The following is a 24,856-nucleotide window of genomic DNA, read 5'->3' as shown; positions in this document are numbered from 1 at the left end:
GTCCGAGATGCAAAGCCTGAAGGTATCGCTGGTGCAAGGCGCCACACGCTGGCACGACGCACCGGCCAATCGCGAGTATTACGGCGCACTCGTCAGGCAGGCGGCAGGCAGTGACCTGATTGTGCTGCCGGAGACTTTTCTATCCGGCTTCAGCAACGACACGCGCGCCAGCGCTGAGACTATGGATGGAGAGAGCGTGGCATGGCTACGCTCGCTCGCGATTGAAGTCGGTGCGGTGGTCTGCGGCAGCCTGGCGATCCGCGAGAACGATACCGTCTACAACCGGCTTTTGTGGGTGATGCCTGATGGCAGCTACCTGCAGTACGACAAACGTCATCTGTTTCGCATGGCTGGCGAGCACACGCGTTATGGCGGCGGTAATCAACGTTTGATTGTCGAATTGAAGGGATGGCGCATCCTGCCGCAGGTCTGTTACGACCTGCGTTTTCCGGTATGGCTGCGCAATCGGCGGTTGGCCTCCGCAGCAGGTGGCATGGACTACGACCTCTCGATCTTTGTGGCCAACTGGCCGGCGCCACGTCGGCAGCCGTGGCGTACGCTTCTGCGCGCGCGGGCTATCGAGAATCTGAGTTACGTGATTGGCCTGAACCGTGTCGGTGTCGACGGCAACGAGCTTCCCTATGCTGGCGATAGCGCGGTGATCGATCCGCTGGGTGAGCCGCTCGTCGAATTGGGCGTGCAGGAGCAGGTGGTAACAGTCACTCTCGATCCAGTGTCGTTGCTCGCCCATCGCGAACGCTTTCCAGCCTGGATGGACGCCGACGAGTTCAGCCTTACTTTGTAGTTTTTTCCTGATGTCGTTGCAGTGCAATTCCGAGTTGATACGCCGGAAGGCAAGGTCATTGTGGCTGCGTTTCTGGATTCCTATAACCACGCTGGCGCAGGCCGTTCGCGCCTAAGCACCGCAGAGCGTTGAGGGTGGCCTTGGGACGGGCGGCAAGCTTGGGGTAGATGGGGCGCGAAGTCGTCCGACGATTTCTCTGTCGCTGACGCACAGCGCAAGCTCGCTGACACGGGTTTGTACAAGAGCAAAGTCGACGGCCGTTCCGGGCCTGTATCGACCGCAATCAGCCAGTTTCAGAAAATCTGCGGATTGCCGATTATGCGCCAGTTCGATGATGCGACGATTGGCGCTCTGAAGCAGTGAAGAAACGTCTGGCTATCAGCTAGCTGATGGGATTATTAATGGAAAAACAAAAGCCGCCATCAGGCGGCTTTTGTTTTCGGCTGAACTGAACTATGCGAGCTGGTCAGCGATTGCCGCCGCGGTTGCCACCACGTCCCTGCGGACGTCCACCGCCAGGACCACCTTGACCCTGGCCCTGTGGTCGACCTGCGCCCTGTGGACGATTGCCGCCCTGGCCCTGCGGCCGCCCAGCACCCTGCGGTCGGTTTCCACCTTGGCCTTGGGGACGACCTGACCCTTGGGGACGAGCACTGCCTTGGGCGTTTGGACGTCCATTGCCATATGCCTGATTCCCGTTGGCCTGATTGCCATTACCCTGACCTTGTGGACGGGCTCCTTGAGCGGGGCGACCTGCGGCGCTGCGGTTGCCGCTGTTACCCCGTGAATCGCCACCGAACCCGCTGTAGGGGGCGCCGGTACCGCGACTTTCGCCGCCCGGTCGAGCGCCGAACGGCTTGCCACCGCCGGGTCGACGATTTCCAGCGGCTGCGCCACCGCGTGGGCCTGTGCCGCCGGGGCGGCCACCACCAGCACCATCGCGGCTTTCGCCGGCAAACCAGGTGCGCACCGATGGCAGTTCCTGACCTGGCGCTACGCGTCGCCCCTTGCCACCGGCGCCGCGCTCAGGGCGGACAACGTTGCCGTTGACTTCCTTGCCGCCGCGATTGGGCGGCTTGCGGCCGCGACTCGGTTCCTCGCGGATACGGTCGTAGGCGCGCAGCTCGCGACCTTCATCCTGGCTGGCTGTCCAGGCAGTGCTGCTACCGCGCTCAGGGCGATATTCGGTCACGCTGCGGTTGGCGCGACGCTGGTGCAGTACCGGACTGAGCGTCAACACAGGCTGCGGCATGCTGGTGCCTGTGGTCTGGCGCAGTTGCTTTACGGCCGCCTCGTCGAGGTTTTCGCAATCGCCACGGCGCAGGCCGCGTGGCAGTTCGATGCTGCCGTAGCGGATGCGCTTGAGGCGGCTGACCAGGAACCCCTGGGAATCCCACAGGCGGCGCACTTCGCGATTGCGGCCTTCGCGGATAACCACCCGAAACCAGCTGTGGCTGCCACCGCGGCTTATCACGGCGATATCGTCGAAACGGGCGGGGCCGTCATCCAGTTCCACGCCGGATTTCAGCTTTTCGATGATCTCGTCAGGCACTTCACCATGCACGCGGCAGAGATACTCGCGCTCGAGGCCACTCTTGGGGTGCATCAGGGCGTTGGCAAGCTCGCCGTCGGTCGTGAGCAGCAGCAAGCCGGTGGTGTTGATGTCGAGTCGGCCGACGGCGACCCAGCGCGCACCCTTGAGGCGCGGCAGCTGCTCGAACACGGTCGGGCGTCCTTCCGGATCATCGCGGGTGGTCAGTACGCCCTCGGGCTTGTGATACACCAGCACTTCGGTCTCATCGCGGTTATCGGTGGCAACGACGAACTGTTTGCCATCGATGACTACGCGGTCACCGGCATGCACGCTGGTGCCGATCTCGGCAGGCTTGCCATTCAACTCGACTTCGCCGGATTGAATGCGCAGCTCGAGCATGCGGCGCGAGCCGAGTCCGGCGTTGGCCAGCACCTTGTGCAGGCGCTCTTCCAACTGGGCTTCGGCTTCGTTGCGTGGCTCGCGCTTCAGGGATAGAACGGATTTTTGCGGCGCATTCATGCGCGGTACTCCTCGGTATCTTGTTCGGCGTCGTCGGGTTCGACGTCTGCGGGGGTCGCTGCCTCATCGGCAGTGGAAGGGGGAAGCTCAGTGAGCGCGCTCGTTTCGGAGTGGTGCTCGTCTAATTCGATTGGGTCGGCCGTCGCCTCAGCGTCAGCTTTGGGTTCAGTGTTTTCGTGATGACGGCTATCGTCGGTTGATACGTGTAATGTCTCGTCGTGCTCCGTATCGTCGGATTCGGAGATTTGCGCGACGTCCGTTTCGATAAGGTCTTCACCATCTGGATCTATGGGCAGGTCGCGCGCAATACGCACGGGCAAGGGCTCCTGCTCGAAGCGCAGCTGCGGATCCTCCATGTCGCGAATTTCCGACAGCGGTGGCAGCTGGTCCAGCGATTTCAGATTGAAGTAGTCGAGGAAGGCGCGGGTCGTGCCGAACAGCGCAGGCTTGCCCGGCACGTCGCGGTAGCCAACCACGCGGATCCATTCGCGCTCTTCCATTGTCTTGATGATGTTCGACGACACCACCACACCACGAATCTGTTCGATTTCGGGACGCGTGATCGGTTGGCGGTAGGCGATCAACGCCAGTGTTTCCAGCAGGGCACGTGAATAGCGGCTGGGCTTTTCGCTCCATAGCCGCGATATCCAGGCGTGTACGTCCTGACGCACCTGATAACGAAAGCCGGACGCCACTTCCTTGAGTTCGACACCACGACCGTCGCAGTCACTGCCCAGCGCTTCGAGCGCACGGGCAATGAGTTCGGGGCTGACGTCATCGGTTTCGTTGAAGATGTCGCCCAGCTGATGAACCGTCATCGGCTGACTGGAGGCCAGCAGGGCAGCCTCGATAATGGGTTTGAGTTGCTCGATCTGCATGTGCCTTAGGTCGGATGCCGATTCAATGGTTGTTGCCTGGTTGATTGCCGCTTCATTTGGATCACGATTATTTGGAGTACAGCTATTTGGAGCTCGATTCGATGAGCGAAGGTTCGACCGATGCCGAATCTCTCCGCGCGTCATCGGTATCCGTCTCCATGTATTCCTCGGATTGACTCACTTTCGCCTTCACATAAATAGGCGCCAGCGGCTCCTCCTGCACAATATCCACCAGCAATTCCTTGGCCAGTTCCAGCATGGCCAGGAAGGTCACCACGATGCCGAGGCGCCCTTCGCTGATGTCGAACAGATTTTCGAAACGGTGAAAATTGCCGTCATCCAGCCGGCTCAACAATTCGCCCATGCGCTGACGCACGCTGAGCGCCTCACGCTTGATGGCGTGATGCCCGAACAACTCCGCCCGATGCATCACGTCTTTCAATGCCAGCAGCAGCTCGGTCAATTCCAGCGGCGGCGGCAACTTGATGACATTGCGCTCGCCCACCTCCGCATGCGCCACGACAGTGTCGCGTTCGAGCCGAGGCAGCGTTTCGATATCTTCCGCTGCCCGCTTGAACCGTTCGTACTCCTGCAAACGTCGCACCAATTCAGCCCGTGGATCGAGCTCCAGCCCCTCTTCGGCCGGCGGTCGCGGCAGCAGCAGCCGCGATTTGATCTCGGCCAGAATCGCGGCCATCAGCAGGTATTCGGCCGCCAATTCCAGTCGCATCACATCGCGCATCAGCTCGATGTAGGTCATGTATTGCCGGGTGATCTCGGCGACCGGTATGTCGAGAATGTCCAGGTTCTGCCGGCGAATCAGGTACAGCAGCAGATCGAGCGGTCCCTCGAACGCTTCCAGTATGACTTCAAGCGCATCCGGCGGAATGTAAAGGTCCTGCGGCATCTGCAGCATCGGCTGCCCGCGAACGATAGCCAGCGGCATTTCCTGCTGCTGCGGTATCGACGCGAATGCGTCAGCTGGTGTGGCTACCGGGCTCTCGGGCTCGACTGGCTCAGTGCTCATCAATACATATCGTTGGGCCGCCTTCAGCGGCTGGCAGTGCATTCATCAGATCGGAATCATTCCGGGATCGATACCACCCGGGGAATATCCGTACTCGAAACGAGACGGCGGAGGGGCGTCCCCGATTACACCTGTTTCAAAAATCAGTTCAGTCGACACGCGTCAAGCGTCATCGTCGCGACGGGCAAGATGAATCCACGCAGTCGTGGTTCGGTCAGGCGGGCCGCGGGCGACCGTTGTGCGCCAGATCCGGGTTGTCAGCCGCGGTAAGTACGCAGGCCAGTGAGGCTAAATGGAAGCCGCTGACTGTTCAATCGATCGATTTAAGAGCATCGGCAGTTGCCATTGGCTATCGAGTGTTGTCGACATGCCTAGTTCCCATGGAACCGCGCGCAACCAGAGAGTAGCGGCTGCTTTGCGACAAGTCCAGTCAATGCGCTTAATTTGCAGCTATGACTTGGTGGCTGCCAGCTTCAGCTCTTCCGTCATTGGATCGATAAATATTGCGTTATCTCGCTATGCATGTAGCGAGTGGATGGGCCGGATGTGACCTAAAGCGTCTGTCCGCGGCATGGCGTGACGTTAGATGCGGTTTGGCAAGACGAAATACGAGCTTCCATTCGGAGCGTAGAGATTTTGAGTCAGCATGATGTTCCGCGATTTATCATCCTCCAGAACATTTTGCTGCGCTTTCGGACTGGCAAACGGACATGGACGATGCATTTCACCGAGTGGCACGCCGATTGCTTAGCCATTCGCCATAACAACAGAATTGGTTTTTTTGGTTTCAAAATTCAGGCAACAGCATTTCACGCAATGACTGTGGCAGATGCGATGATTGGGAGCGAACAAGTTACCCAATGACGCGTAGGCCGCTCTCAGGAAGATGGGGTTAAGCGTTTTGCCGAGGCTGGCAAGCGTGAGCGCAAATGGACGGTGGACGATGACGAGCGACGAAAATGGAAAAGGTGGAAAAGAGCCGGAGCAACTGCGTCCTGCTCGAATGCAAATTGAGACAACGGTATTGATGAGCCGACATGACGAGTCGCACCCGACCGAGCTGGTGGATATCTCGGCAACCGGAGCCCTGCTGCGACGCCCACTCGGCTGGGCCGGCGAGCTGGGGCAGCGCTGGGTGCTCGATATGATCTTCGGCCACAACCTGCACATCCATCTCGAGGCGTCAGTTGCCCGGATTTCCGATCATCACATCGGCTTTTCCTACAGCCACATTCCCGAAGACAAGCAGGTGCCGTTGTGGAATCTGCTGGGCGGTTACGCCGACATACTCGAATACTGGAAAGACAGCTGAGTGACGCCATGCTTCTGCGGCATGGCGCCCCTAAAAGATCGACTGATAAATCTCAGGCTGCCGTCTTTTTTTCGTCGCGCAGCTCGCGGCGAAGAATCTTGCCGACGTTGCTTTTCGGCAACTCATCGCGGAATTCGATCAGTTTTGGTCGCTTGTAACCGGTAAAGTTTTCGCGACAGAACTCCTTGAGCGCCTCGACCGTGAGGTTCGGGTCCTTGCGCACCACGAACAGCTTTACGACTTCGCCGGAGTGTTCGTCCGGCACACCGACGGCAGCCACTTCGGCCACGCCCGGATTCTGCATCACGGTATCTTCGATCTCGTTGGGATACACGTTGAAGCCGGACACCAGAATCATGTCCTTCTTGCGATCCACGATATAGACGAGGCCGGTCTCGTCGATGCGGCCGAGGTCACCCGTACGCAGCCAGCCATCGCTGCTGAGTACTTTGCTGGTTTCGCCAGGCTGCTCCCAGTACCCCTTCATGACTTGCGGTCCGCGGATGCAAATTTCGCCAACTTCGCCCATCGCCAGCGGTTTGCCATCGTCGTCCTGAATGCCGATTTCGGTGGAGGGAATGGGTAGCCCGATCGAACCGCTGAAACGGGCGCCATCGACCAGCGGATTGATGGTGGCGACCGGCGAGCTCTCGGTCATGCCGTAGCCTTCAACCAAGGCGCAGCCGGTAACCTTTTGCCATTTTTCGGCCACCGTACGCTGCACGGCCATGCCACCACCGAAGCTCATGCGCAGGTGAGAGAAATCCACTCGATCAAAACCGGGTGTGTTCAGCAAGCCGTTGAACAAGGTATTCACACCGGTGATCGAGGTGAATTTCACGCTGGCCAGTTCCTTCACGAAAGCCGGCATATCGCGTGGATTGGTGACGAGAATGCTCTGTCCGCCAAAGCGCAGAAAGATGAAGCAATTACAGGTCAGCGCAAAGATGTGATACAGCGGCAACGCGGTGATGATGATCTCTTCGCCTGGCCGGATCTTGGCCGAAAACCACGCGCCGGCCTGCAGCATGTTGGCGACCATATTGCCGTGCGTCAGCATGGCGCCCTTGGCTACGCCAGTGGTGCCGCCTGTGTATTGCAGGAAGGCGATATCGTCGTGACTCAGCTGCACCGGTTTCAGCGGATGCGCATTGCCTTGTACGAGAGCGTCGCGGAAGCGCACAGCGTGCGGAATGTTGAACGCAGGCACCATCTTCTTGATGTGCTTGAGCGCGAAGTTGATCAACACACCCTTCGCGCCCAGCAGATCGCCAAGACCGGTCGTAACGACATGTTGCACGTGGGTCTGCGCGAGCACTTCCTGCAGCGTCGCGGCGAAATTGTCGAGTACCAGAATGGCCTTGGCGCCGGAATCTTCCAGTTGATGCCGCAGCTCGCGCGCGGTGTACATCGGGTTGGTGTTGACCACCACCAGACCGGCACGCAAGGCGCCAAAGAGTGCGATCGGATACTGCAGCACATTGGGCAGCATGATCGCGATGCGATCACCTTTGCCGAGCTTCAGCACACCGGTGAGGTAACCGGCAAACTGCCGACTCGACTCGTCAATTTCGCGATAGCTGAGCGTCTTGCCGAAATTGGTGAAGGCAGGGCGATCAGCAAAGTTCGTGAAAGCCTCGTCGATCACCGCCGCGACCGAAGCGTAATCGTCGATATTGATCTGCGCTGGCACGCCGGCCGGGTAGTGATCCAGCCACGGACGTTCATTGCTCATGCTTGGTTTCTCAATTCTTGATCGGTAACAACGGGATCGATTAAGTTCGGCATCGATGGCAACTCAAAGTTGCCGATGGATCGATGGTGGAAGAAGTTGCATTGGTCCATACGCTCACGCATTGGAGCATAGCCCCTGCAGAGCGGCAAGCCGCGCCGCAGCGAGATTTTCAGATGATTCGATGGCTTCAAATAGCGGGTCTCACGCTCTGCGTTGCGCTGTCGACGGCGCTTCTGTCGGGCTGCCGGCACACGCCGGATGAGGAGCAGGTTCGTCAGGCGATTGCTTCCGTGGCAAACGCTGCCGAAACCGGTGACACAAGTGGCGCGGTCGAGCCGCTTAGTAATGACTTCGACGGCAACGCTGGCGAGCTGGACAAGCGCTCCCTGGCCAACATGATGCGACTGGTCGCGTTGCGCGGCGATCATATCGGGGTCACCACCGGTCCAGTCACCATCGAGCATCGGGGTGATCGGATGATGGGGACTCTCACGGTTACTTTGACCCGTGGCAGTCACGTGCTTCCGGACAAGCTGGGCGTTTATCAGGTCGAGTCGGCATGGCGCAAGGACGACGGCAAGTGGGACTGCTATACGGCGAGTTGGAAGCAACTGATGCAATGATGAGCCATGCGCGACGTGGTTAACGTCCTTAAAAAACAGCCCCGGGATTCCGGGGCTGTTTTCATTTCTGGCGGTTACTCATCCACACCGACTCAGGCGGCTTTCTTGTTCGCCAGCTGACGCAGCACATACTGCAGAATGCCGCCGTGGCGGAAAAATTCGCGCTCTTTCGGAGTCAGCAACATCACCTGCACGGTGAACTCCTTCTTGCTGCCGTCCTCGCGGGTCGCGACTACCTTGGCTTCCTTCGACTTGCCGTCATCCAGACCGGTGATGTCGAAAGTTTCCTTGCCGGTCAGGCCGAGTGACTGCGCATTCTCGCCGTTCTTGAACGTGCAGGGCAGCACACCCATGCCGACGAGGTTGGAGCGATGGATGCGCTCGAAGCTCTCGGTGATCACAGCCTTTACGCCCAGCAGCAATGTGCCCTTGGCTGCCCAGTCGCGCGATGAACCGGTGCCGTACTCTTTGCCTGCCAGCACGACCAGCGGCGTCTTATCGGCTTTGTACTTCATGGCCGCGTCGTAGATCGCCAGCTGTTCGCCGCTCGGCACGTGCCGGGTATAGCCGCCTTCGACGCCATCCAGCATCAGGTTCTTGATGCGGATGTTGGCGAAGGTGCCGCGCACCATCACGTCATCGTTGCCGCGACGCGAGCCGTAGGAATTGAAGTCGTGCGGCTCGACGCCTTTCTCGATCAGGAAACGGCCCGCCGGGCTGTCCTTCTTGATCGAACCGGCCGGCGAGATGTGATCGGTGGTGATCGAGTCGCCGAACAGGCCGAGCACGCGCGCGCCATGAATGTCCTCGATGGTGCCGGCTTCCTTGCTCATGCCGTCGAAGTAGGGTGGATTCTTGATGTAGGTGGAATCGTCCCAGGCATACGTCGCACCGTCGGGCGATTCGATCTGGTTCCAGCGGCTGTCGCCCTTGAACACGTCGGCGTAGTTCTTCTCGAACATGGCCGGGTTGATCGAGCTGGCGATCGCGTCGGAGATTTCCTGGTTGGACGGCCAGATGTCCTTCAGGTACACCGGCTTGCCATCGCTGCCTTCGCCGATCGGGTCCTTGCTCAGATCGACATGCAGCGAGCCGGCCAATGCGTAGGCGACCACCAGCGGCGGCGAAGCCAGGTAGTTCATCTTCACTTCCGGATGCACACGGCCTTCGAAGTTGCGGTTACCCGAGAGCACCGATGCCACAGCGAGGTCACCCTTGCTGATGCCTTTGCTGATTTCTTCGGGCAGGGGGCCGGAGTTGCCGATGCAGGTGGTGCAGCCGTAGCCGACGATGTAGAAGCCGATCTTCTCGAGTTCCTCCAGCAGGCCGGTCTTCTTCAGATAATCGGTGACCACCAGCGAACCGGGTCCGATCGACGTCTTCACCCACGGTTTGGCTTTGAGGCCACGCGCAGCAGCTTTCTTGGCCAGCAGACCGGCACCGAGCATCACGGCCGGGTTGGAAGTGTTCGTGCATGAAGTGATTGCGGCGATGACTACCGAGCCGTCGTACAGGCTGAAGGATTCGCCGTCTTTCTCGACGCGCACGCCACCATGGCTGACCGTATTGGCCAGATTGCCAACCGCCGTAGCTCCGCCTTCATTGGCGAAATCGGCAGTCGCTTCGCTGGACTGCTTGCGATTGGCGGTGAGGCTGCCGACGGCATCGAGGTAGCTCTGCTTGACGTCTTCCAGCAGTACGCGATCCTGTGGACGCTTCGGGCCGGCCAGCGACGGGCGTACGTCGGCAAGGTTGAGTTCCAGCGTGGTGGTGAACTCGGCGTGCGGGGTGTTCTCGTCATGCCACAAACCCTGCGCCTTGGCATACGCCTCGACCAGCTTGATCTGTGCATCGCCGCGGCCGGAGAGGTGCATGTAGTTCAGCGCCTCCTGATCGATCGGGAAGATGCCACAGGTCGCGCCATACTCGGGTGCCATGTTGGCGATGGTGGCGCGGTCTGCCAGCGGCAGGTGCTTGAGGCCGTCGCCGAAGAACTCGACGAACTTGCCGACCACGCCGAGCTTGCGCAGCATCTGCGTCACTGTCAGTACTAGGTCAGTGGCGGTTACGCCCTCCGGCAGCTTGCCGGTCAGCTTGAAGCCGACGACCTGCGGAATCAGCATGGAGGACGGTTGGCCCAGCATGGCGGCCTCGGCCTCGATACCGCCTACGCCCCAGCCCAGTACACCGATGCCATTGATCATGGTGGTGTGCGAATCCGTGCCGAACACGGTGTCCGGGTAGGCCCAGCTCTCGCCGTCCTTGTCAGCGGTAAACACCACGCGAGCCAGATGCTCCAGATTGACCTGATGCACGATGCCCGTGCGCGGCGGCACGACCTTGAAATTGTTGAACGCTTTTTGCCCCCAGCGCAGGAACGAGTAACGCTCCTGGTTGCGCTCGAACTCGATCTCGACGTTCTTTTCCAGCGCAGACTCGGAACCGTAGACGTCGACTTGCACGGAGTGGTCGATGACCAGCTCGGCTGGTGCCAGCGGGTTGATCTGATTTGCATCGCCGCCCAGCTTCACCACGGCATCACGCATCGCGGCCAGGTCAACCACACAGGGTACGCCGGTGAAATCCTGCAGCACCACGCGGGCGGGCATGAAGGCGATTTCGATCTCGGGTTCGGCCTTGGCATCCCATTTCGCGATCGCCTCGATTTCCTTCGAGGTCACGTTGACGCCGTCTTCGTGGCGCAGCAGGTTCTCCAGCAGGATCTTCAGCGAATACGGTAGCCGCTTCAGGTCGAAACGCTCGCCGAGTTTGGTCAGGCTGGCGAATACGTGGTGCTGGCCATTGACCTCGAGAGTGTCGCGTACGGAAAAGGTGTCTTTCATGGGTAGGTTCCTGGCTGATCCTGCGGCTGGGATGACTGCAAGCGTGGCGAGAGCGATTCGCCGGCTTGGTAAAACGCAATTATCGCCCAAACGCCGGATGGTCGCGACCTTGATCGCAGGTCGTGTCGTTCCCGGCGCGCCTGAAAACGGGTACGACGAGTAGACTTTGCCAACGCTTGTGGCTGAACTTCACGGCCCAGCATGAACCCGATGACTACCTCACACAAACGCCTTTGATGACATGCAGCGTTCGATGATTTCGATGACTTTATCCGCCGTCTCGCTGCGCGATCTTGCGCTGGTGCAGGCAGTGCATCAGCACGGCAGTTTCAACAGTGCCGCGCGGGCGATGCACATCAGCCCGTCGGGACTCTCGCATCAGGTTCAGAAGGTGGAGCAGGCGCTCGGTTCGCCATTGTTCGAGCGCGGTGGTCGGCGCATCGTGCCGACCGCTGGCGGTCATCAGCTGTTGGCACAAATTGCCGCCGTGCTCACTGCAGCCGAGCATCTCCAGCAAATGGCGCGCGCGGGCGCGGTAGCCTTCGGTGGCGAGTTGAGGCTCGGTTTGCCGGCGTCACTCGGTCCCTATCTGCTACCGCATTTGATCGAGCCCTTTCCGCAGCACTTTCCCGGTGCGCGTCTGGGCATTTCCGAAGGCAAGCCGCGCGGCCTGCTGCGTCGTCTGCATGAAGGTGAGCTCGACGCGGTACTGGCACCGGCAGGGCCGCCCATCAGCGGCATCGCGGTGCGGCCGCTGTTTTTCGAGCCATGGGAATTGATGCTGCGCGCCGATCATCCATTGGCCGGCAAGCGCAGCCTGTCGCTGGAGCAGCTCGATCCGGCCGAAGCGATACTGATGGCCGAAGGTCACGCGGATGGCTTGAACGGCACGGGCAGCGAGAGCGCGCAGGCGTCGCGTGGCTACGTGCAGGACGTCAGCCTGGAAAGCCTTGCCGCCTTGGTCAGCCTGCGCGGCGGCTATGCCCTGGTACCCGCGTTGGCGCATGAGCGCTTGGCCTCGATGCCCAATATCGTGCTGGCCAAGCTCACCGGGCAGGCGCCAGGCAGAGAGATTGCGTTGCACTGGCGCGATGCGTCGCCATGGCATGTCGACCTGCAGGCTTTTGCCGAACTGCTGCGCAAACTGGCTCGACAGCGGCCAGGTTTGCGGGTGGCGCCTGAGAAATCCAAGGTGACTGGACGCTGATCAAAGCGCAGATAAGACTTTCTGCGGCCGCCTTGCGGCGGCTTTTGATAGTCAGTGCGGGGTTTCTGCGCGTTGCGCTACATGCATCAGGCAGCGTGCAGGCCCAGCAACGACTTGGGTTCCAGGTATGCGTCAAGTCCAAAGGTGCCGTACTCGCGTCCCAGGCCGGACTGCTTGAAACCGCCGAATGGTGCTTTTGGCTCGTGTGCCAACGTATTGATCAGCACGCGTCCCGCGTCGATGCGTCCGGCGACTCGATTCGCTCGTTCGATATCGGTCGACATCACATAACCCTGCAGGCCGTAGGGAGTGTCATTGGCAATGGCGATACTGTCTTCTTCGTCCTCATATGAAATGAGGCATAGCACCGGTCCGAAGATTTCTTCGCGGGCAATCCTCATGTCGTTGCGCACGTCGGCAAACAAGGTAGGTCGGACGAACCAGCCAGCAGCTAGGCCGTCTGGCAATCCCGGGCCGCCCGCAACGAGGCGAGCCCCTTCTTCTATGCCCAGGTTGATATAGCGCTGCACGCGGTCCCACTGTTTCTGGCTGACCATGGGGCCGATGTCGGTGCCGAAATGACGCGGGTCGCCCACCACGGTAGCTTCCACAGCCGCCTTTGCAATTGCCTCGGCCTCGGCCATGCGCGAGGCCGGCACCAGGATGCGCGTGCCGGCGATGCAGGCCTGACCGCTGTTCATGAAACCCGCCTGGATGGCCATTGGTATTGCGATCGCGAGGTCGGCATCGTCGAGCACCAGTACCGGCGATTTGCCACCCAGTTCGAGGGTGATGCGCTTCAGCGTCTCGGCGCCGGCACGCAGGATGGATTTACCCACCGCTGTGGAGCCCGTAAAGGAGATCTTGGCGACATCCGGATGGGCACTGATCGTCGCGCCCACGGTCTCGCCGCGGCCGGTGACAATATTGAAGACGCCAGGTGGCAGCCCAGCCTCATGCAATGCCTCGGTGACGATGCGGGTCTGGATGGCGCTCATTTCGCTGGGTTTGATCACGGCGGTGCAACCGGCCGCAATGGCGGTGGCGAGCTTACCGCAGATAAAACCGGCATTGCTGTTCCATGGCGTGATCAGGCCGACCACGCCGGCCGGTTGCATCACCACCTTGGCGCTGCCGACGCGGCGGTTGAAGTCATAGTTTTCCAGCACCAGCGACATATCGAGAAAAACGCTTGCGGCGTGCTTGGCCATCCATCGCGCTCGCGACACCGGTGCGCCGTATTCCTCGATGATCGCCTCATTGAGCTCATCTTCGCGTGCCTCGATCGCCGTGTGCATGCGGCTGAGCCAGCCGAGCCGCTCGGCCCTGGACGTGCGGGCAAACGCGGGGAATGCGTGTTTGGCAGCGGCGATAGCCTGGTTGGCATCCTGTTCGTCCGCTAGCCGTACCTGGCCGATGACTTCGCCCTTCGCCGGGTTGAACAGGTTGAAGCGCTCTTCGCCGTGAGGCGTGACGAACGCGCCGCCGATGTAAATGGTCTCGATGTTCTGCATGGCCGATCTCCGCGAACGCCGGTTGATCCGGCATCCGCACAGTCTGGGCGTCGACGATTGTTTTGATAAGCTAGGACTTACTGGATAGGTCATTCTGGAAATCAGGATAATGCATCGCTCGGGACTGGTCGAACTGGAGGCCGTGCTGGCTGTGGCGCGACGCGGCAGCTTTCGCGGTGCGGCGGCTGAGATGGGCATGTCGACCTCGGCGGTCAGCAACGCCATTGCAGGACTGGAGGCACGGCTGGGTTCGCGGCTATTCCATCGCACCACCCGCAGCGTGTCGCTGACCGAGGCGGGACGACGTTTCACCGACCGGATCACCCCGGCGCTGGTCGAAATTCGCCGCGCGTCCGAGGAAATCAACCCGCAGGATCAGTCACTGACTGGAACGCTGCGCATCAATGCATCAACCGGTGCCGCACAGATGATCTTCGCGCCGCTGGTGCTCGCTTTCATGCAACGCCATCCAGGCATGACGGTGGACATTGTTACTGAGGCGCGCCTGGTGGATATCGTCGCTGCAGGCTTTGACGCCGGCATCCGGCTGGAGGAGTCGGTGCCGCGCGACATGATCGCCGTGCCGATTGGTGGTGATCAACGCTTAATCGTGGTCGGTGCGCCGTCGTATTTTGAGCATCACCCGCCGCCGCAGGTGCCGGGCGATCTGGCCGCGCACGCGTGTATTCGCCTGCGCATGTCGCACGGCGGGATTTACCGCTGGGAGCTCGAGCGTCATGGTGAATCGTTAGCGGTCGACGTGCAGGGTCCGCTGATTCTGGATGAGCCTCGGATGATCGCGCAGGCCGTTCGCGCTGGTATTGGCCTTGCTTTCGTGTCCGAGTGGTATGTTGCGGAGGATCTTGCTGCGGGCCGACTGGTGCAGGTGCTGGACGACTGGACACCACCGTTTCCGGGCATGCGTCTGTATTACCCGGGTCATCGTCACGTCCCTGCTGCGTTGCGCGCTTTTATCGAGTTGATTCGCGAGGGCGTGGTTCTGTAAGCGTCAGTTGTCTTGAATCAAGCGGAAACCGTTTCAAGGAGTCTCCTTGGGGCTTCACACGTCGCCCGAAGCATTGGGCAGAAAGACGGTAGCGCGCAGGCCATGTGGCTGGCGGTTTTCCAAGGTGAGCTCGCCGCCGTGGTTGCGCATGATCGAACGGGCCGAGGGCAGCCCCAGACCAAAGCCGCCGGTTGCGCGATTGCGTGAGGCTTCGATCCGGAAAAAGGGCAGGAAAAGCTTGGGTATCAGGCTGGGAGGGACGCCGGGGCCGTCATCGTCGATGGTAATGATGACTTGGCTATTCTGCGCGCTCAACGTGATGAGCGCCCTGCTGCCGTACTTCACTGCATTGTCGATAAGATTGGTAAGCACCCGCTTGAGTGCCAGCGGGCGACCCAGGTAAACCAGCGGCATCAAATGAGCGGACTCTACCGGCTGGCCCATGTCACGGAAATCATCCACTACGGTATGGATCAGTTCGCCCAGCTCGAAACGGGTCATTTCCTCTTGCTGACCATCCAGTCGGAAGAACGCCAGACTGGCCTCGACCATGGCCTGCATTTCGTCGACATCGCGAAACAGTTTTCGCTGTTGCTCGTTATCTTCGATGAATTCGCCGCGCAAGCGCATGCGCGTAAGTGGTGCGCGCAGATCATGCGAGATCGCCGTGAGCATTTCGGTGCGGCTATCCATCAACTGCTGGATGCGCTCCTGCATGGCGTTGAACGCTGCCGCTGCCTCGCGGATTTCCAGCGGGCCGACCAGCGGCAATGGCTCGGCACGCGAACCGGCGCCGAAGGTTTCGGCAGCATCGGCAAATCGCTGCACGGGTCGTGCCAGCCGCCGGCCAGCTGCACTGGCGATGATGCCGCTCGAAAGCAGAAGGAACAGAATGGTTAGCAATATCTGTAAACCGCGAGCGATACCCCAACTGCGCTGGGCCGTGTCGAACATGATCCAGCTGTGGTCGGACAGCTCGATGGCGATGGCATATTTGCGCAGTGCGTTCGCGGCGTTCGCGGCGACGTCATCGGGACTGGAGGCCAGCACGCCGGCATCGGGTCGGCCCAGCATACGGGTGAGCTTGACCCAACGGGTATCGTGTTCTTTCTTGTCATGATCAGCCGATATTGGAACCTGGTCGCGTTGTGGATACCACTGCGTAGCGAAGGCGGGTGTGGTGAGCTTCAGGGCCAGCTGCGCGCGCTCGGTGGCAGGGACTTTATCGATCGTGAGGGCAATGCCGGCTGCCTGTTCAATCAACCCGGCGCTTTCGACAGAGGGCTGCGCCCAGACGCCGGCGAATTGCACAAAGACCATGCACATCAGCAGCGCGATCAGGATGGCACCGGCCACATTGAGCGCAAACCACCAGGCAATGCTGTCGAATACGTGATGGCGTTTCATTGCGCGTGTTCGACCGGCATGGTGAAGATGTAACCGGCGTTGCGCACCGTGCGTATCATTTCCGGATTGCGCGTATCGGTTTCAATCTTTCGCCGGATGCGGCTGATCTGGACGTCGATACTGCGATCGAACACTTCGTGGGCTGAGCCTCGCGCGTAGTCGATCAGTTGCTCACGCGTCAGCAAGCGCTGTGGATGTTCGAGAAAGGCCAGCAGCAGCTCGAACTCACCGCTGGACAGCGGCACCAGAGTCATGTCGCTGGAACGCAATTCGCGCTTGGCCAGGTCGAGTCGCCAGCTTCCGAACAGCAGGCCGGGGTGATGATCGGCACTGGTCTGGCGCAGCGTAGCCCGGCGCAGCAAAGCACGGATTCGTGCCAGCAGCTCGCGCGCATCGAAGGGCTTGGCCAGATAATCATCCGCACCCAGTTCAAGGCCGACGATGCGATCGGTGGTTTCCGTCACTGCGGTCAGCATGATGATAGGCAGGCTGCTCGATGCGGCTCTTACCCGCTTGCACAAGCTGAAGCCGTCTTCGCCAGGCAGCATGACATCGAGAATCAGCGCGTCGAAATCCCTGCTGGCCATTGCTGTATCCATCTGCGAGCCCGAGCCTGCGACTTCGACTTTATAATCGTATCGCTCAAGGAATTTCTTGATTAATGCAAGAAGCTCTTCGTCGTCATCGACGACTAGGATGTTGGGCACGGCGATCACCTTGCTTCCCCTGAATCTGATGCCCGCTGTTATACGGCAACGCCAGCAGATAAGCACATATTTCAGTAATGAAACATTGTTGCGGTAGGATATTTTTCGGGAGAAACGCGGGACATATCGCATTGTCAGTATGCGCTACCTCCCCAGCCGCCATGGCACTCCCGATGCCTGCGACATTCCGCAACTTGCTCCAGCGACGTCAGCCCATTCTGCTCGGCGACGTGCCGCCTCCCGCGCCCATGAAGAGCAGCATGACGACGTCGCGTACCCGGGTCGAGTGGGAGCGAGCAGTCGTGCTTTCCGTTGCCAGGGGCATCGAACCGGATGCCGATAAGGTCATGCACTGGTTTAGCTGTGACGTGATCTGCGAGCTGGGCGGCAAGACGGCTCAGCAACTGGTCGAGGAGGGTGCCACGGCACGGCTGCTGGACATGCTGGTGACGATTCGAAGCGGTCATCGTGATCGCTGATATCGCGAGACGGTCCGTGCTCGCGAAACAACCTTTACAGCGATTACTCAAGGAAAGTTGTCCGATGAAAAAACTATATTCCTGCCTCTTGATCATGCTGATGCCGGCAAGTGTGTGGGCTCAATCGACGGCCGCGCCGGACGATCAGACGGATGCGGCGACAGCCCCGCGCTGGCGGCTTGGCTTGGGAGTGGCCGTATCCGACAACGCCTATGTCGGACAGGGCTCGAAGGTGACGCCGTTTCCGCTGGTCGACTATGAGGGCGACCGCTTTTTCTTCCGCGGGATCACCGGCGGTATCCATTTGCTGAAGTCCGACGGCTTTGTCGTCGATGCCATCATCACGACCGGTTTCAACAACATCGATGCATCCGATTTCGACCGGGCCGCTCTGGCTCGCCGAGGCATCAACCGAAATGACCTGGAGGATCGCGATCGCAGCATCGATGCCGGTTTCGCCGCGTCGTGGACCGGTAGCCTCGGGCAGCTGAAGGCGGTGGCCAAGACCGATATATCGGGCAGCAGCGAAGGGGCGGAATATTCCTTGGAATATGGCTATCCGCTGCAATGGGGCGGCTTCCGGATTACCCCGACGGTCGGTGCCACTTTCCTGTCGTCCAAGGTTGCCGACTATTACTACGGCATCCATCCGGACGAAGTACGCCGCGGTGTGCCTGGCTATGAGCCGGGCGGTGCGTTGATTCCGCAAGTGGGCGTCAATTTGACCCGGCCCATCGGCGCAAAGTGGGCGCTGATGATCGGTGCCAGATACAGCGTATTGCCGGACAAGATCAGCAACAGCCCGCTGATCGATGGCGACCACGGAAGCTCCGTGCTGGTTGGTTTCAGCCGCGCACTCTGATTGGCCGCTGGCGGCGTTGTCTTTGTCCTCGCTGACCTTCGGGCGGCGGGGAGTTTTTCAATGCGCTGGTTGAAATGCTGGAATATGGCCTAACGAAGTCCACGACATAAAAAAGCCGCCTTTCGGCGGCCTTTTTATGGATTGCGCGACAACTCAGCTGCGCGACGAACGCTTGCGGTCGCTCTCGGTGAGGTGACGCTTGCGCAGGCGGATTTCCTTCGGGGTGATTTCCACCAGCTCATCGTCCTCGATGAACTCCAGCGCCTGTTCGAGCGAGTACTTGATCGCCGGTGAGAGCTGGATCGCATCGTCCTTGCCCGACGCGCGCATATTGGTCAGCGGCTTGCCCTTGATGACGTTGACCGTGAGGTCGTTGTCCTTGGCGTGGATACCCACCAGTTGGCCTTCGTACACTTCGTCGCCTTCGGCCGCGAACAGCTTGCCGCGATCCTGCAACGGTCCGAGCGAATAGGCCGGCGTGGAGCCGGTGGCGTTGGAGATCATCACGCCGTTCTGGCGCTTGGCGATCGCACCGTCGGCCTTCGGGCCGTAATGGTCGAACACGTGGAACAGCAGTCCGCCGCCCTGGGTCAGCGTGCGGAACTCGGTCTGGAAGCCAATCAGGCCACGCGCCGGGATTTCATAGTCCAGGCGCACGCGACCGCGGCCGTCCGATTCCATGTTCTTCAGCTGGCCCTTGCGCATGCCCAAGCGCTCCATCACGCCGCCCTGGTGAACCTCTTCGACGTCGACCACCAGCTGTTCGATCGGCTCCATCATCTTGCCGTCGATTTCTTTGATGATCACTTCGGGACGCGACACGGCCAACTCGTAGCCCTCGCGGCGCATGTTCTCGATCAGCACCGACAGATGCAGCTCGCCGCGACCGGAGACCAGGAACTTGTCCGGGTCCGAACCTTCCTCGACCTTCAGCGCCACGTTGTGCAGCGTTTCGCGCTCGAGGCGCTCGCGCAGCTGGCGGCTGGTGATGAACTTGCCGCCGCTCTTGTCCTTGTTGCCGGCGAACGGCGAGTTGTTGACCTGGAAGGTCATGCTGATGGTCGGCTCGTCAACGGTCAGCGCTTCGAGCGCCTCGGGTGTATCAAGCTGGCAGACCGTGTCGGAGATGCTCAGGCCTTCCAGGCCGGAGATCGCGACGATGTCGCCGGCTTCGGCCTCGGCCACTTCGCGGCGTTCCAGGCCCATGAAGCCCAGCACCTGCAACACCTTGCCGGTGCGCTTCTTGCCGTGGCGATCGACCACCGAGACCTGCTGGTTGGTCTTGATCTTGCCGCGCTGGATGCGGCCGATGCCGATCAGGCCGACGTAGCTGTTGTAGTCGAGCTGGCTGATGCGCATCTGGAACGGACCGTCCGGATCGACGTTCGGCGCACTCACGTGTTGCATGATCGCTTCGTACAGCGGGGTCATGTCGCCTTCGCGCGCTTCGCTGCTGAGGCTGGCGTAACCGTGCAGGGCCGAGGCATAGACCACCGGAAAGTCGAGCTGCTCGTCGGTGGCGCCGAGGCGATCGAACAGATCGAATGTCTGGTCCAGCACCCAGTCCGGGCGCGCGCCAGGGCGGTCGATCTTGTTGATCACCACGATCGGCTTGAAGCCCATGTCGAACGCCTTCTGCGTCACGAAGCGTGTCTGCGGCATCGGGCCGTCCATCGCATCGACCAGGATCAGCACCGAGTCGACCATCGACAGCACGCGTTCCACTTCGCCGCCGAAGTCAGCATGTCCCGGTGTGTCGACGATGTTGATGCGGTTGTCGCGCCACTGGATCGCGGTGTTCTTCGCCAGGATGGTGATGCCACGCTCTTTTTCCTGGTCGTTCGAATCCATCACGCGTTCAGCCAGCACCGTGCGATCGGAGAACGTGCCGGACTGCTTGAGCAGGCAATCGACGAGGGTGGTCTTGCCGTGATCGACGTGGGCGACGATGGCGATATTGCGCAGTTTTTCGATAGACATAAAAGACTCGGCCGGCGCCGGATGGGCCGCCTGATGGTTTAACAGAAGGATTAACTTGTCGATTATACGGACTTATGTGTCAGCTTGCCTGCGGTTTCGTCAATTCGTTCATTCGGCGGCTCTGGTGGTGCCGCGTTGCGTCGCCGGGCCGGTCGGAAGTGGTCCGTCGATGGCCAGCTGCCACTACCGTTGCCCAACCTCATTCCGGGGCATTTATGGGACCCTTCACGCGACTGCGGTATTCTTCCCGCCCCATCGCCGTGCCGGACACGGTGATGTTGTCAAGGAACCCCGAGGATTTGCGATGACCATCAACGTTACTTTCAGCACCAACCGCGGCCCGATCCATCTGCGTCTGCACGATGACAAGGCGCCGCTCACGGTGGCCAATTTCGTCAATCTGGCCAAGCGCGGCTACTACGACGGCCTGTCGTTCCATCGCGTGATCGCGGACTTCATGGTGCAGGGCGGTTGCCCCGAAGGCAGCGGTCGCGGCGGCCCTGGCTACAAGTTCGAAGACGAATTCAACGCCTCGCTGCGTCACGACAAGCCCGGCGTGCTGTCGATGGCCAACGCCGGTCCGCGCACCAATGGCAGCCAGTTCTTCATTACCCATGGCGCCACGCCATGGCTGGATGGCAAGCACAGCGTGTTCGGTGAAGTGATCGGCGCGGAAGACCAGAAGGTGGTCAATGCCGTCCAGCAGGGCGACACGGTGGAGAAAGTGACGGTGGAAGGCGACGTCGATACCTTGTTGGCTGCGCACGCCGACCGCGTGAAGGAATGGAACGCAGTGCTCGACAAGCGCGCCTGATTCCGTTGCTGTCCGATCTGTGACATTTAGATCTCTGCGATAGCTGACATGCAGCAAACGAGTCACCCAGACCGCCGGTTCAGCCGGCGGTTTTTTTGCGCGCTTGTCATGGCGGCGACCGCGGCGCCGGCCTATGATCGGCGGGCAACAGACATCATCCACTATTGAAGGAGAACGACCATGTCATTCCTCAACGATTTGCTCGGTGGTCAGGGACAACAGGCGGGTGCAGGGTCATTGATTTCGGCAGCCGGTCAGCTGATCGATCGCGCCGGCGGCGTGCAGGGCCTGGTCAGCACCCTGCAGCAACACGGACTCGGCGGTGCGGTGCAGTCGTGGGTGGGTACTGGCGCGAATCAGCCGATTTCGAGCGACCAGCTCGGTCAGGCCTTGCAGAACGGGGGCCTCGGCTCGGTGGTGCAGGAACAGGCGGCCAAACTGGGTGTGGATCCGAATGAACTGCTCGGCAAACTCTCACAGGTGTTGCCGCATGCGGTCGATCATCTGACACCCGATGGGCAAGTGCCAGACGCCTCGCAGGGCGGTGGTTTCAATCTGGGAGCACTGGAAGGCTTGGCCGGCAAACTGTTCGGCGGTTCGGCAGCCTGACTTAGTTGGCTTGCTCAGTTGGCCTGCAAAGCGGCGGGATCATTTCCGCCGCTTTGTTTCAAGCGAAGTGCTTATCTGCAACTTCCAATAAATTACATGTGGAAGGCGTAGCGAAGAATCAACAGCAGCACGATGGCGCCAACGATGGACATCAGAAAACCGGCGGGGTGGAATTTGCTGCCCGGCGGCGGTCGGCTTATCAGATTGCCGATCACGCCACCGATCAGCGAACCCACGATGCCGACAACCACAGTCATCCAGAATCCCATGTGTTCCGCGCCGGGAATCAGCGCGCGGGCAATCAGACCGATGAAAAAACCAACGATGATGGACCAGATCAGATGAAACATATCCGTGTGTCCTCCGCGAGAGTTGGGTAGATCTTTCTGAGGTTGGTTGGCCTGCATTTCGCCGGCCGGTGCCCCCGGGCTGGGACGTGTCGAAGCGCTGGTGGCGTGCGCATCATGCATGGGCTACCCGAGGAATGCACCGGTTGGCGTACACCGGCTTTTCGGTAGTCGACGGATGACGCGCTGCCGCATGCTAAAATTCTCAGGTTTTCTGCGTTCATATCCTTAAAAGGAACAGAGAAAGTCATGCCCCAACTTGCCCAACGTGTCGGTCGTGCCAAACCCAGCGCGATCATGGTCATTGCGGAAAAGGCAAAGCAGCTCAAGGCTGCCGGCCGCGACATCATCAGCTTCTCGATCGGCGTGCCTAACTTTTTGCCAGGTGAGCATGTGTATGCCGCGGCGCGCGACGCTTTATCGCACGATAGTGGACAGTACGGCAGCAATCGCGGTCCCGATGCTTTGCTGGATGCGTTCCTCAAGCACATCGAGGTGCTGGGTTTCAGTGGTTATGGCCGCACGAATGTTTCGATTGGCATCGGTGCCAAACACGTGCTGTACAACCTTGCTGAAACACTGCTCGACGAAGGCGACGAGATTTGTTTTCCGGCGCCCTACTGGACCACGTACCACGACATCGCCGACATCGTCGGTGCCAAGGTCAACGTGCTGCCATGCCCTTCGGTGCAGAACTACAAGCTTGCACCAGCACAATTGGAAGCGGCATTGCAGCGCAAGCCGAAGATGTTTCTGTTCAACAATCCGTCCAACCCCACCGGCATGGTCTACACGGGCGAAGAAATCGCTGCGCTGGCCGACGTGCTGGCAAAGTATCCGGACACCTGGATTGTTACCGACGATATCTACAACTCGATGGTCTTCGACGGTATCGGCTATCACAACTTTGTGCTGGAAAAGCCCGAGTTGCGCGAGCGGTTGATCTTCATCGACTCCGTGTCCAAGACGTATGGCATGCCAGGTTGGCGCGTTGGACTGATTGCCGGGCCAGAGTCGGTGGCCAAAGCGGTCACTACGCTCAACTCCAATCACATCACCAGCCTGCCGGAAGTGATCACCGCCGCCGCGATTGCCGCGTTTAGCGGACCGCAGGACATTCCGCAGGCCAAGTGCGCCGAATTTGCCGGCAAGCGTGATGTGGTGGTCGACGCGCTGCGCGCGATTCCCGGCGTCATTTGCCCGCGGCCGCAGGGGGCTTTCTACGCGTTCCCGGACATCTCGGTGGCGTTCGGCAAGCGCCACAATGGAACGCTGATCAGCAACGACGTGGAATTCTGCGCTGCGCTGCTTGAAGCCAAGGGCGTTGCCTGCGTGCCGGGTTCGGCGTTTGGCGAGCCGCGGGCGCTGCGCATTTCCTACACCTGCCCGACGGTCCAGCTCGAGCCTGGCCTGCAACGCATTCAGCAGTTCTTTGCCGAACTGGTCTGAGCGCCTCGATACCTGCTGCGTGACCTGCGCGCGTCGCTACTAGATGTGTCTTCCCCCGTAATCACTCATCGCTCACTCAAGGAGCCAACCCCATGAAAGCACCCGTTCGAGTTGCCGTCACCGGCGCCGCTGGCCAGATCGGTTATGCGTTGCTGTTCCGTATCGCTGCTGGCGACATGCTGGGCCCGGATCAGCCGGTGATCCTGCACCTGCTGGAAATCACCCCTGCGTTGCCAACCCTGCAGGGCGTAGTGATGGAACTCAACGACTGCGCGTTCCCGACGCTGGCCGGTGTGGTTGCTACCGATGACGTCAACGTAGCGTTCAAGGATGTCGGCTACGCATTGCTGGTCGGCGCCCGTCCGCGCGGTCCTGGCATGGAGCGCAAGGACCTGCTGGAAGCCAATGGCGCGATCTTCGGTCCGCAGGGCAAGGCGCTGAACGATCACGCCAAGCGCGGCGTACGCGTGCTGGTGGTCGGTAACCCGGCCAACACCAATGCGCTGATTGCCCAGCAGAACGCGCCGGATCTCGATCCGAAGTGCTTCACCGCGATGGTGCGCCTGGACCACAACCGTGCCCTGAGCCTGCTGGCCGAGAAGACCGGTGCGCACACTACCGACATCAAGAAGGTCACCATCTGGGGCAATCACAGCTCGACCCAGTATCCGGATCTGCACGAGACCACCGTAAAGGGCAAGCCGGCGCTGGAGCAGATTGACCAGTCTTGGTACGAAAGCGATTTCATTCCGACCGTGCAGCAGCGCGGCGCGGCCATCATCAAGGCGCGTGGTGCGTCGTCGGCTGCATCTGCCGCGTCGGCCGCGATCGATCATATGCGCACGTGGGCACTGGGCACCGTCAACGGTGACTGGGTTTCGATGGGCATCCCCTCGGACGGCTCGTACGGTATCGCGCCGGGCGTGATTTTCGGCTACCCGGTGACGGTGAAGGGCGGCAAATATGAAATCGTGCAGGATTTGAAGATCAACGCCTTCTCGCAATCACGCATCGACGCCACCGAAAAAGAACTGCGCGAAGAGCGCGCCGGCGTCGAGCATCTGTTTGCCAAGAAGTAAGCGCAGCGTTTAGTTTGAAGCACGGCGGGTCGGCTTTTCAGTCGGCCCGCTTTTTTCTTGCATGTTACAAGGGATCCAGAGAGGAGCTCATCGATTGCCGCTGACGCAGTGCGGGAGCGT

Annotated in this window: 22 protein-coding genes and 1 pseudogene; 13 read left to right on the top strand and 10 right to left on the bottom strand. The window is 60.4% G+C overall.

The genetic code is table 11. The annotated features are described in order from the left end of the window. Positions 1 to 7: 7 nt before the first annotated feature. The gene (locus HDE79_RS19870; protein WP_184604843.1) at positions 8 to 805 is read left to right on the top strand and encodes an amidohydrolase; all 798 of its coding nucleotides are present in this window, start codon (positions 8 to 10) and stop codon (positions 803 to 805) included. A gap of 210 nt (positions 806 to 1,015) precedes the next feature. After that, positions 1,016 to 1,168, top strand: a pseudogene (locus tag HDE79_RS22280) (peptidoglycan-binding protein); the annotation flags it as partial. A gap of 103 nt (positions 1,169 to 1,271) precedes the next feature. Here HDE79_RS22280 and HDE79_RS19865 read toward each other — a convergent pair. From HDE79_RS19865 to HDE79_RS19855, 3 genes are all read right to left on the bottom strand, one after another. Next, positions 1,272 to 2,858 carry a pseudouridine synthase gene (locus HDE79_RS19865; RefSeq protein ID WP_184604675.1) on the bottom strand — a complete coding sequence of 529 codons (1,587 nt, stop codon included), beginning with the start codon at positions 2,856 to 2,858 and terminating at the stop codon, positions 1,272 to 1,274. Continuing rightward, complete coding sequence (gene scpB, locus HDE79_RS19860) at positions 2,855 to 3,736, bottom strand: SMC-Scp complex subunit ScpB (protein ID WP_184604673.1); 882 nt, start codon at positions 3,734 to 3,736, stop codon at positions 2,855 to 2,857. Before scpB ends, HDE79_RS19865 begins: the two co-directional genes overlap by 4 nt. A gap of 82 nt (positions 3,737 to 3,818) precedes the next feature. Next, positions 3,819 to 4,682 carry a ScpA family protein gene (locus tag HDE79_RS19855; protein ID WP_255488529.1) on the bottom strand — a complete coding sequence of 288 codons (864 nt, stop codon included), beginning with the start codon at positions 4,680 to 4,682 and terminating at the stop codon, positions 3,819 to 3,821. Between the two features lie 798 nt (positions 4,683 to 5,480). Here HDE79_RS19855 and HDE79_RS19850 point away from each other — a divergent pair. After that, entirely contained in the window at positions 5,481 to 5,627 is a 147-nt protein-coding gene (locus HDE79_RS19850; RefSeq protein WP_184604670.1) for a hypothetical protein, read from the top strand. 79 nt (positions 5,628 to 5,706) lie between these two features. Further along, positions 5,707 to 6,075: a PilZ domain-containing protein gene (locus tag HDE79_RS19845; RefSeq protein WP_184604668.1), complete on the top strand. Its 369-nt coding sequence runs from the start codon at positions 5,707 to 5,709 to the stop codon at positions 6,073 to 6,075. Positions 6,076 to 6,127: 52 nt separating this feature from the next. Here the strand turns inward: HDE79_RS19845 and HDE79_RS19840 are convergent, their stop codons facing one another. Beyond that, a complete protein-coding gene (locus tag HDE79_RS19840; protein ID WP_184604667.1) occupies positions 6,128 to 7,810 on the bottom strand; it encodes a long-chain-fatty-acid--CoA ligase in 1,683 nt (560 codons plus the stop codon). 173 nt (positions 7,811 to 7,983) lie between these two features. Here HDE79_RS19840 and HDE79_RS19835 point away from each other — a divergent pair, with 173 nt between their 5' ends. Further along, positions 7,984 to 8,433 carry a hypothetical protein gene (locus HDE79_RS19835; RefSeq protein ID WP_184604665.1) on the top strand — a complete coding sequence of 150 codons (450 nt, stop codon included), beginning with the start codon at positions 7,984 to 7,986 and terminating at the stop codon, positions 8,431 to 8,433. 92 nt (positions 8,434 to 8,525) lie between these two features. Here HDE79_RS19835 and acnA read toward each other — a convergent pair whose 3' ends face one another. Next, positions 8,526 to 11,276: an aconitate hydratase AcnA gene (gene acnA / locus HDE79_RS19830; protein ID WP_184604663.1), complete on the bottom strand. Its 2,751-nt coding sequence runs from the start codon at positions 11,274 to 11,276 to the stop codon at positions 8,526 to 8,528. A 241-nt stretch (positions 11,277 to 11,517) separates the two neighbouring features. Here acnA and HDE79_RS19825 point away from each other — a divergent pair, with 241 nt between their 5' ends. Beyond that, on the top strand, positions 11,518 to 12,483 hold the full coding sequence (locus HDE79_RS19825) for a LysR family transcriptional regulator (protein WP_184604661.1): 966 nt from the start codon (positions 11,518 to 11,520) through the stop codon (positions 12,481 to 12,483). Positions 12,484 to 12,569: 86 nt separating this feature from the next. On the opposite strand, the gene HDE79_RS19820 is transcribed toward HDE79_RS19825, so the two are convergent. Beyond that, positions 12,570 to 13,997, bottom strand: coding sequence for an aldehyde dehydrogenase family protein (locus HDE79_RS19820; protein WP_184604659.1), 1,428 nt, complete (start codon positions 13,995 to 13,997; stop codon positions 12,570 to 12,572). Between the two features lie 109 nt (positions 13,998 to 14,106). Here HDE79_RS19820 and HDE79_RS19815 point away from each other — a divergent pair, with 109 nt between their 5' ends. Next, entirely contained in the window at positions 14,107 to 15,003 is an 897-nt protein-coding gene (locus HDE79_RS19815; RefSeq protein ID WP_184604658.1) for a LysR family transcriptional regulator, read from the top strand. A 54-nt stretch (positions 15,004 to 15,057) separates the two neighbouring features. On the opposite strand, the gene HDE79_RS19810 is transcribed toward HDE79_RS19815, so the two are convergent. Both HDE79_RS19810 and HDE79_RS19805 read right to left on the bottom strand, forming a co-directional pair. After that, positions 15,058 to 16,410: an ATP-binding protein gene (locus HDE79_RS19810; protein ID WP_184604656.1), complete on the bottom strand. Its 1,353-nt coding sequence runs from the start codon at positions 16,408 to 16,410 to the stop codon at positions 15,058 to 15,060. Then, complete coding sequence (locus tag HDE79_RS19805; protein ID WP_184604654.1) at positions 16,407 to 17,117, bottom strand: response regulator; 711 nt, start codon at positions 17,115 to 17,117, stop codon at positions 16,407 to 16,409. The genes HDE79_RS19810 and HDE79_RS19805 overlap by 4 nt, the downstream gene beginning before the upstream one ends. Before the next feature lie 260 nt (positions 17,118 to 17,377). Between HDE79_RS19805 and HDE79_RS19800 the strand changes: the two genes are divergently transcribed. Beyond that, positions 17,378 to 17,596, top strand: a complete 219-nt coding sequence (locus HDE79_RS19800; protein WP_221440274.1) for a hypothetical protein — start codon at positions 17,378 to 17,380, stop codon at positions 17,594 to 17,596. Positions 17,597 to 17,660: 64 nt separating this feature from the next. Beyond that, the gene (locus tag HDE79_RS19795) at positions 17,661 to 18,458 is read left to right on the top strand and encodes a MipA/OmpV family protein (protein WP_184604650.1); all 798 of its coding nucleotides are present in this window, start codon (positions 17,661 to 17,663) and stop codon (positions 18,456 to 18,458) included. A gap of 153 nt (positions 18,459 to 18,611) precedes the next feature. Here HDE79_RS19795 and typA read toward each other — a convergent pair whose 3' ends face one another. Further along, positions 18,612 to 20,438 carry a translational GTPase TypA gene (gene typA / locus HDE79_RS19790; RefSeq protein WP_184604648.1) on the bottom strand — a complete coding sequence of 609 codons (1,827 nt, stop codon included), beginning with the start codon at positions 20,436 to 20,438 and terminating at the stop codon, positions 18,612 to 18,614. 304 nt (positions 20,439 to 20,742) lie between these two features. Here typA and HDE79_RS19785 point away from each other — a divergent pair, with 304 nt between their 5' ends. Further along, positions 20,743 to 21,252, top strand: coding sequence for a peptidylprolyl isomerase (locus HDE79_RS19785; RefSeq protein WP_184604646.1), 510 nt, complete (start codon positions 20,743 to 20,745; stop codon positions 21,250 to 21,252). Between the two features lie 180 nt (positions 21,253 to 21,432). Next, on the top strand, positions 21,433 to 21,861 hold the full coding sequence (locus HDE79_RS19780; RefSeq protein ID WP_184604644.1) for a YidB family protein: 429 nt from the start codon (positions 21,433 to 21,435) through the stop codon (positions 21,859 to 21,861). A 92-nt stretch (positions 21,862 to 21,953) separates the two neighbouring features. On the opposite strand, the gene HDE79_RS19775 is transcribed toward HDE79_RS19780, so the two are convergent. Then, on the bottom strand, positions 21,954 to 22,211 hold the full coding sequence (locus tag HDE79_RS19775) for a GlsB/YeaQ/YmgE family stress response membrane protein (protein WP_184604643.1): 258 nt from the start codon (positions 22,209 to 22,211) through the stop codon (positions 21,954 to 21,956). A 246-nt stretch (positions 22,212 to 22,457) separates the two neighbouring features. Between HDE79_RS19775 and HDE79_RS19770 the strand changes: the two genes are divergently transcribed. After that, positions 22,458 to 23,657, top strand: a complete 1,200-nt coding sequence (locus HDE79_RS19770) for a pyridoxal phosphate-dependent aminotransferase (RefSeq protein WP_184604641.1) — start codon at positions 22,458 to 22,460, stop codon at positions 23,655 to 23,657. 92 nt (positions 23,658 to 23,749) lie between these two features. Next, complete coding sequence (locus tag HDE79_RS19765) at positions 23,750 to 24,736, top strand: malate dehydrogenase (RefSeq protein ID WP_184604639.1); 987 nt, start codon at positions 23,750 to 23,752, stop codon at positions 24,734 to 24,736. Positions 24,737 to 24,856: the final 120 nt, after the last annotated feature.

This window comes from Rhodanobacter sp. MP1X3 (assembly GCF_014207165.1).
Classification (GTDB): Bacteria; Pseudomonadota; Gammaproteobacteria; order Xanthomonadales; family Rhodanobacteraceae; genus Rhodanobacter.
The sequence above is the reverse complement of the archived record's forward strand: the minus strand, read 5'-3'. Positions and strand labels throughout refer to the sequence as shown.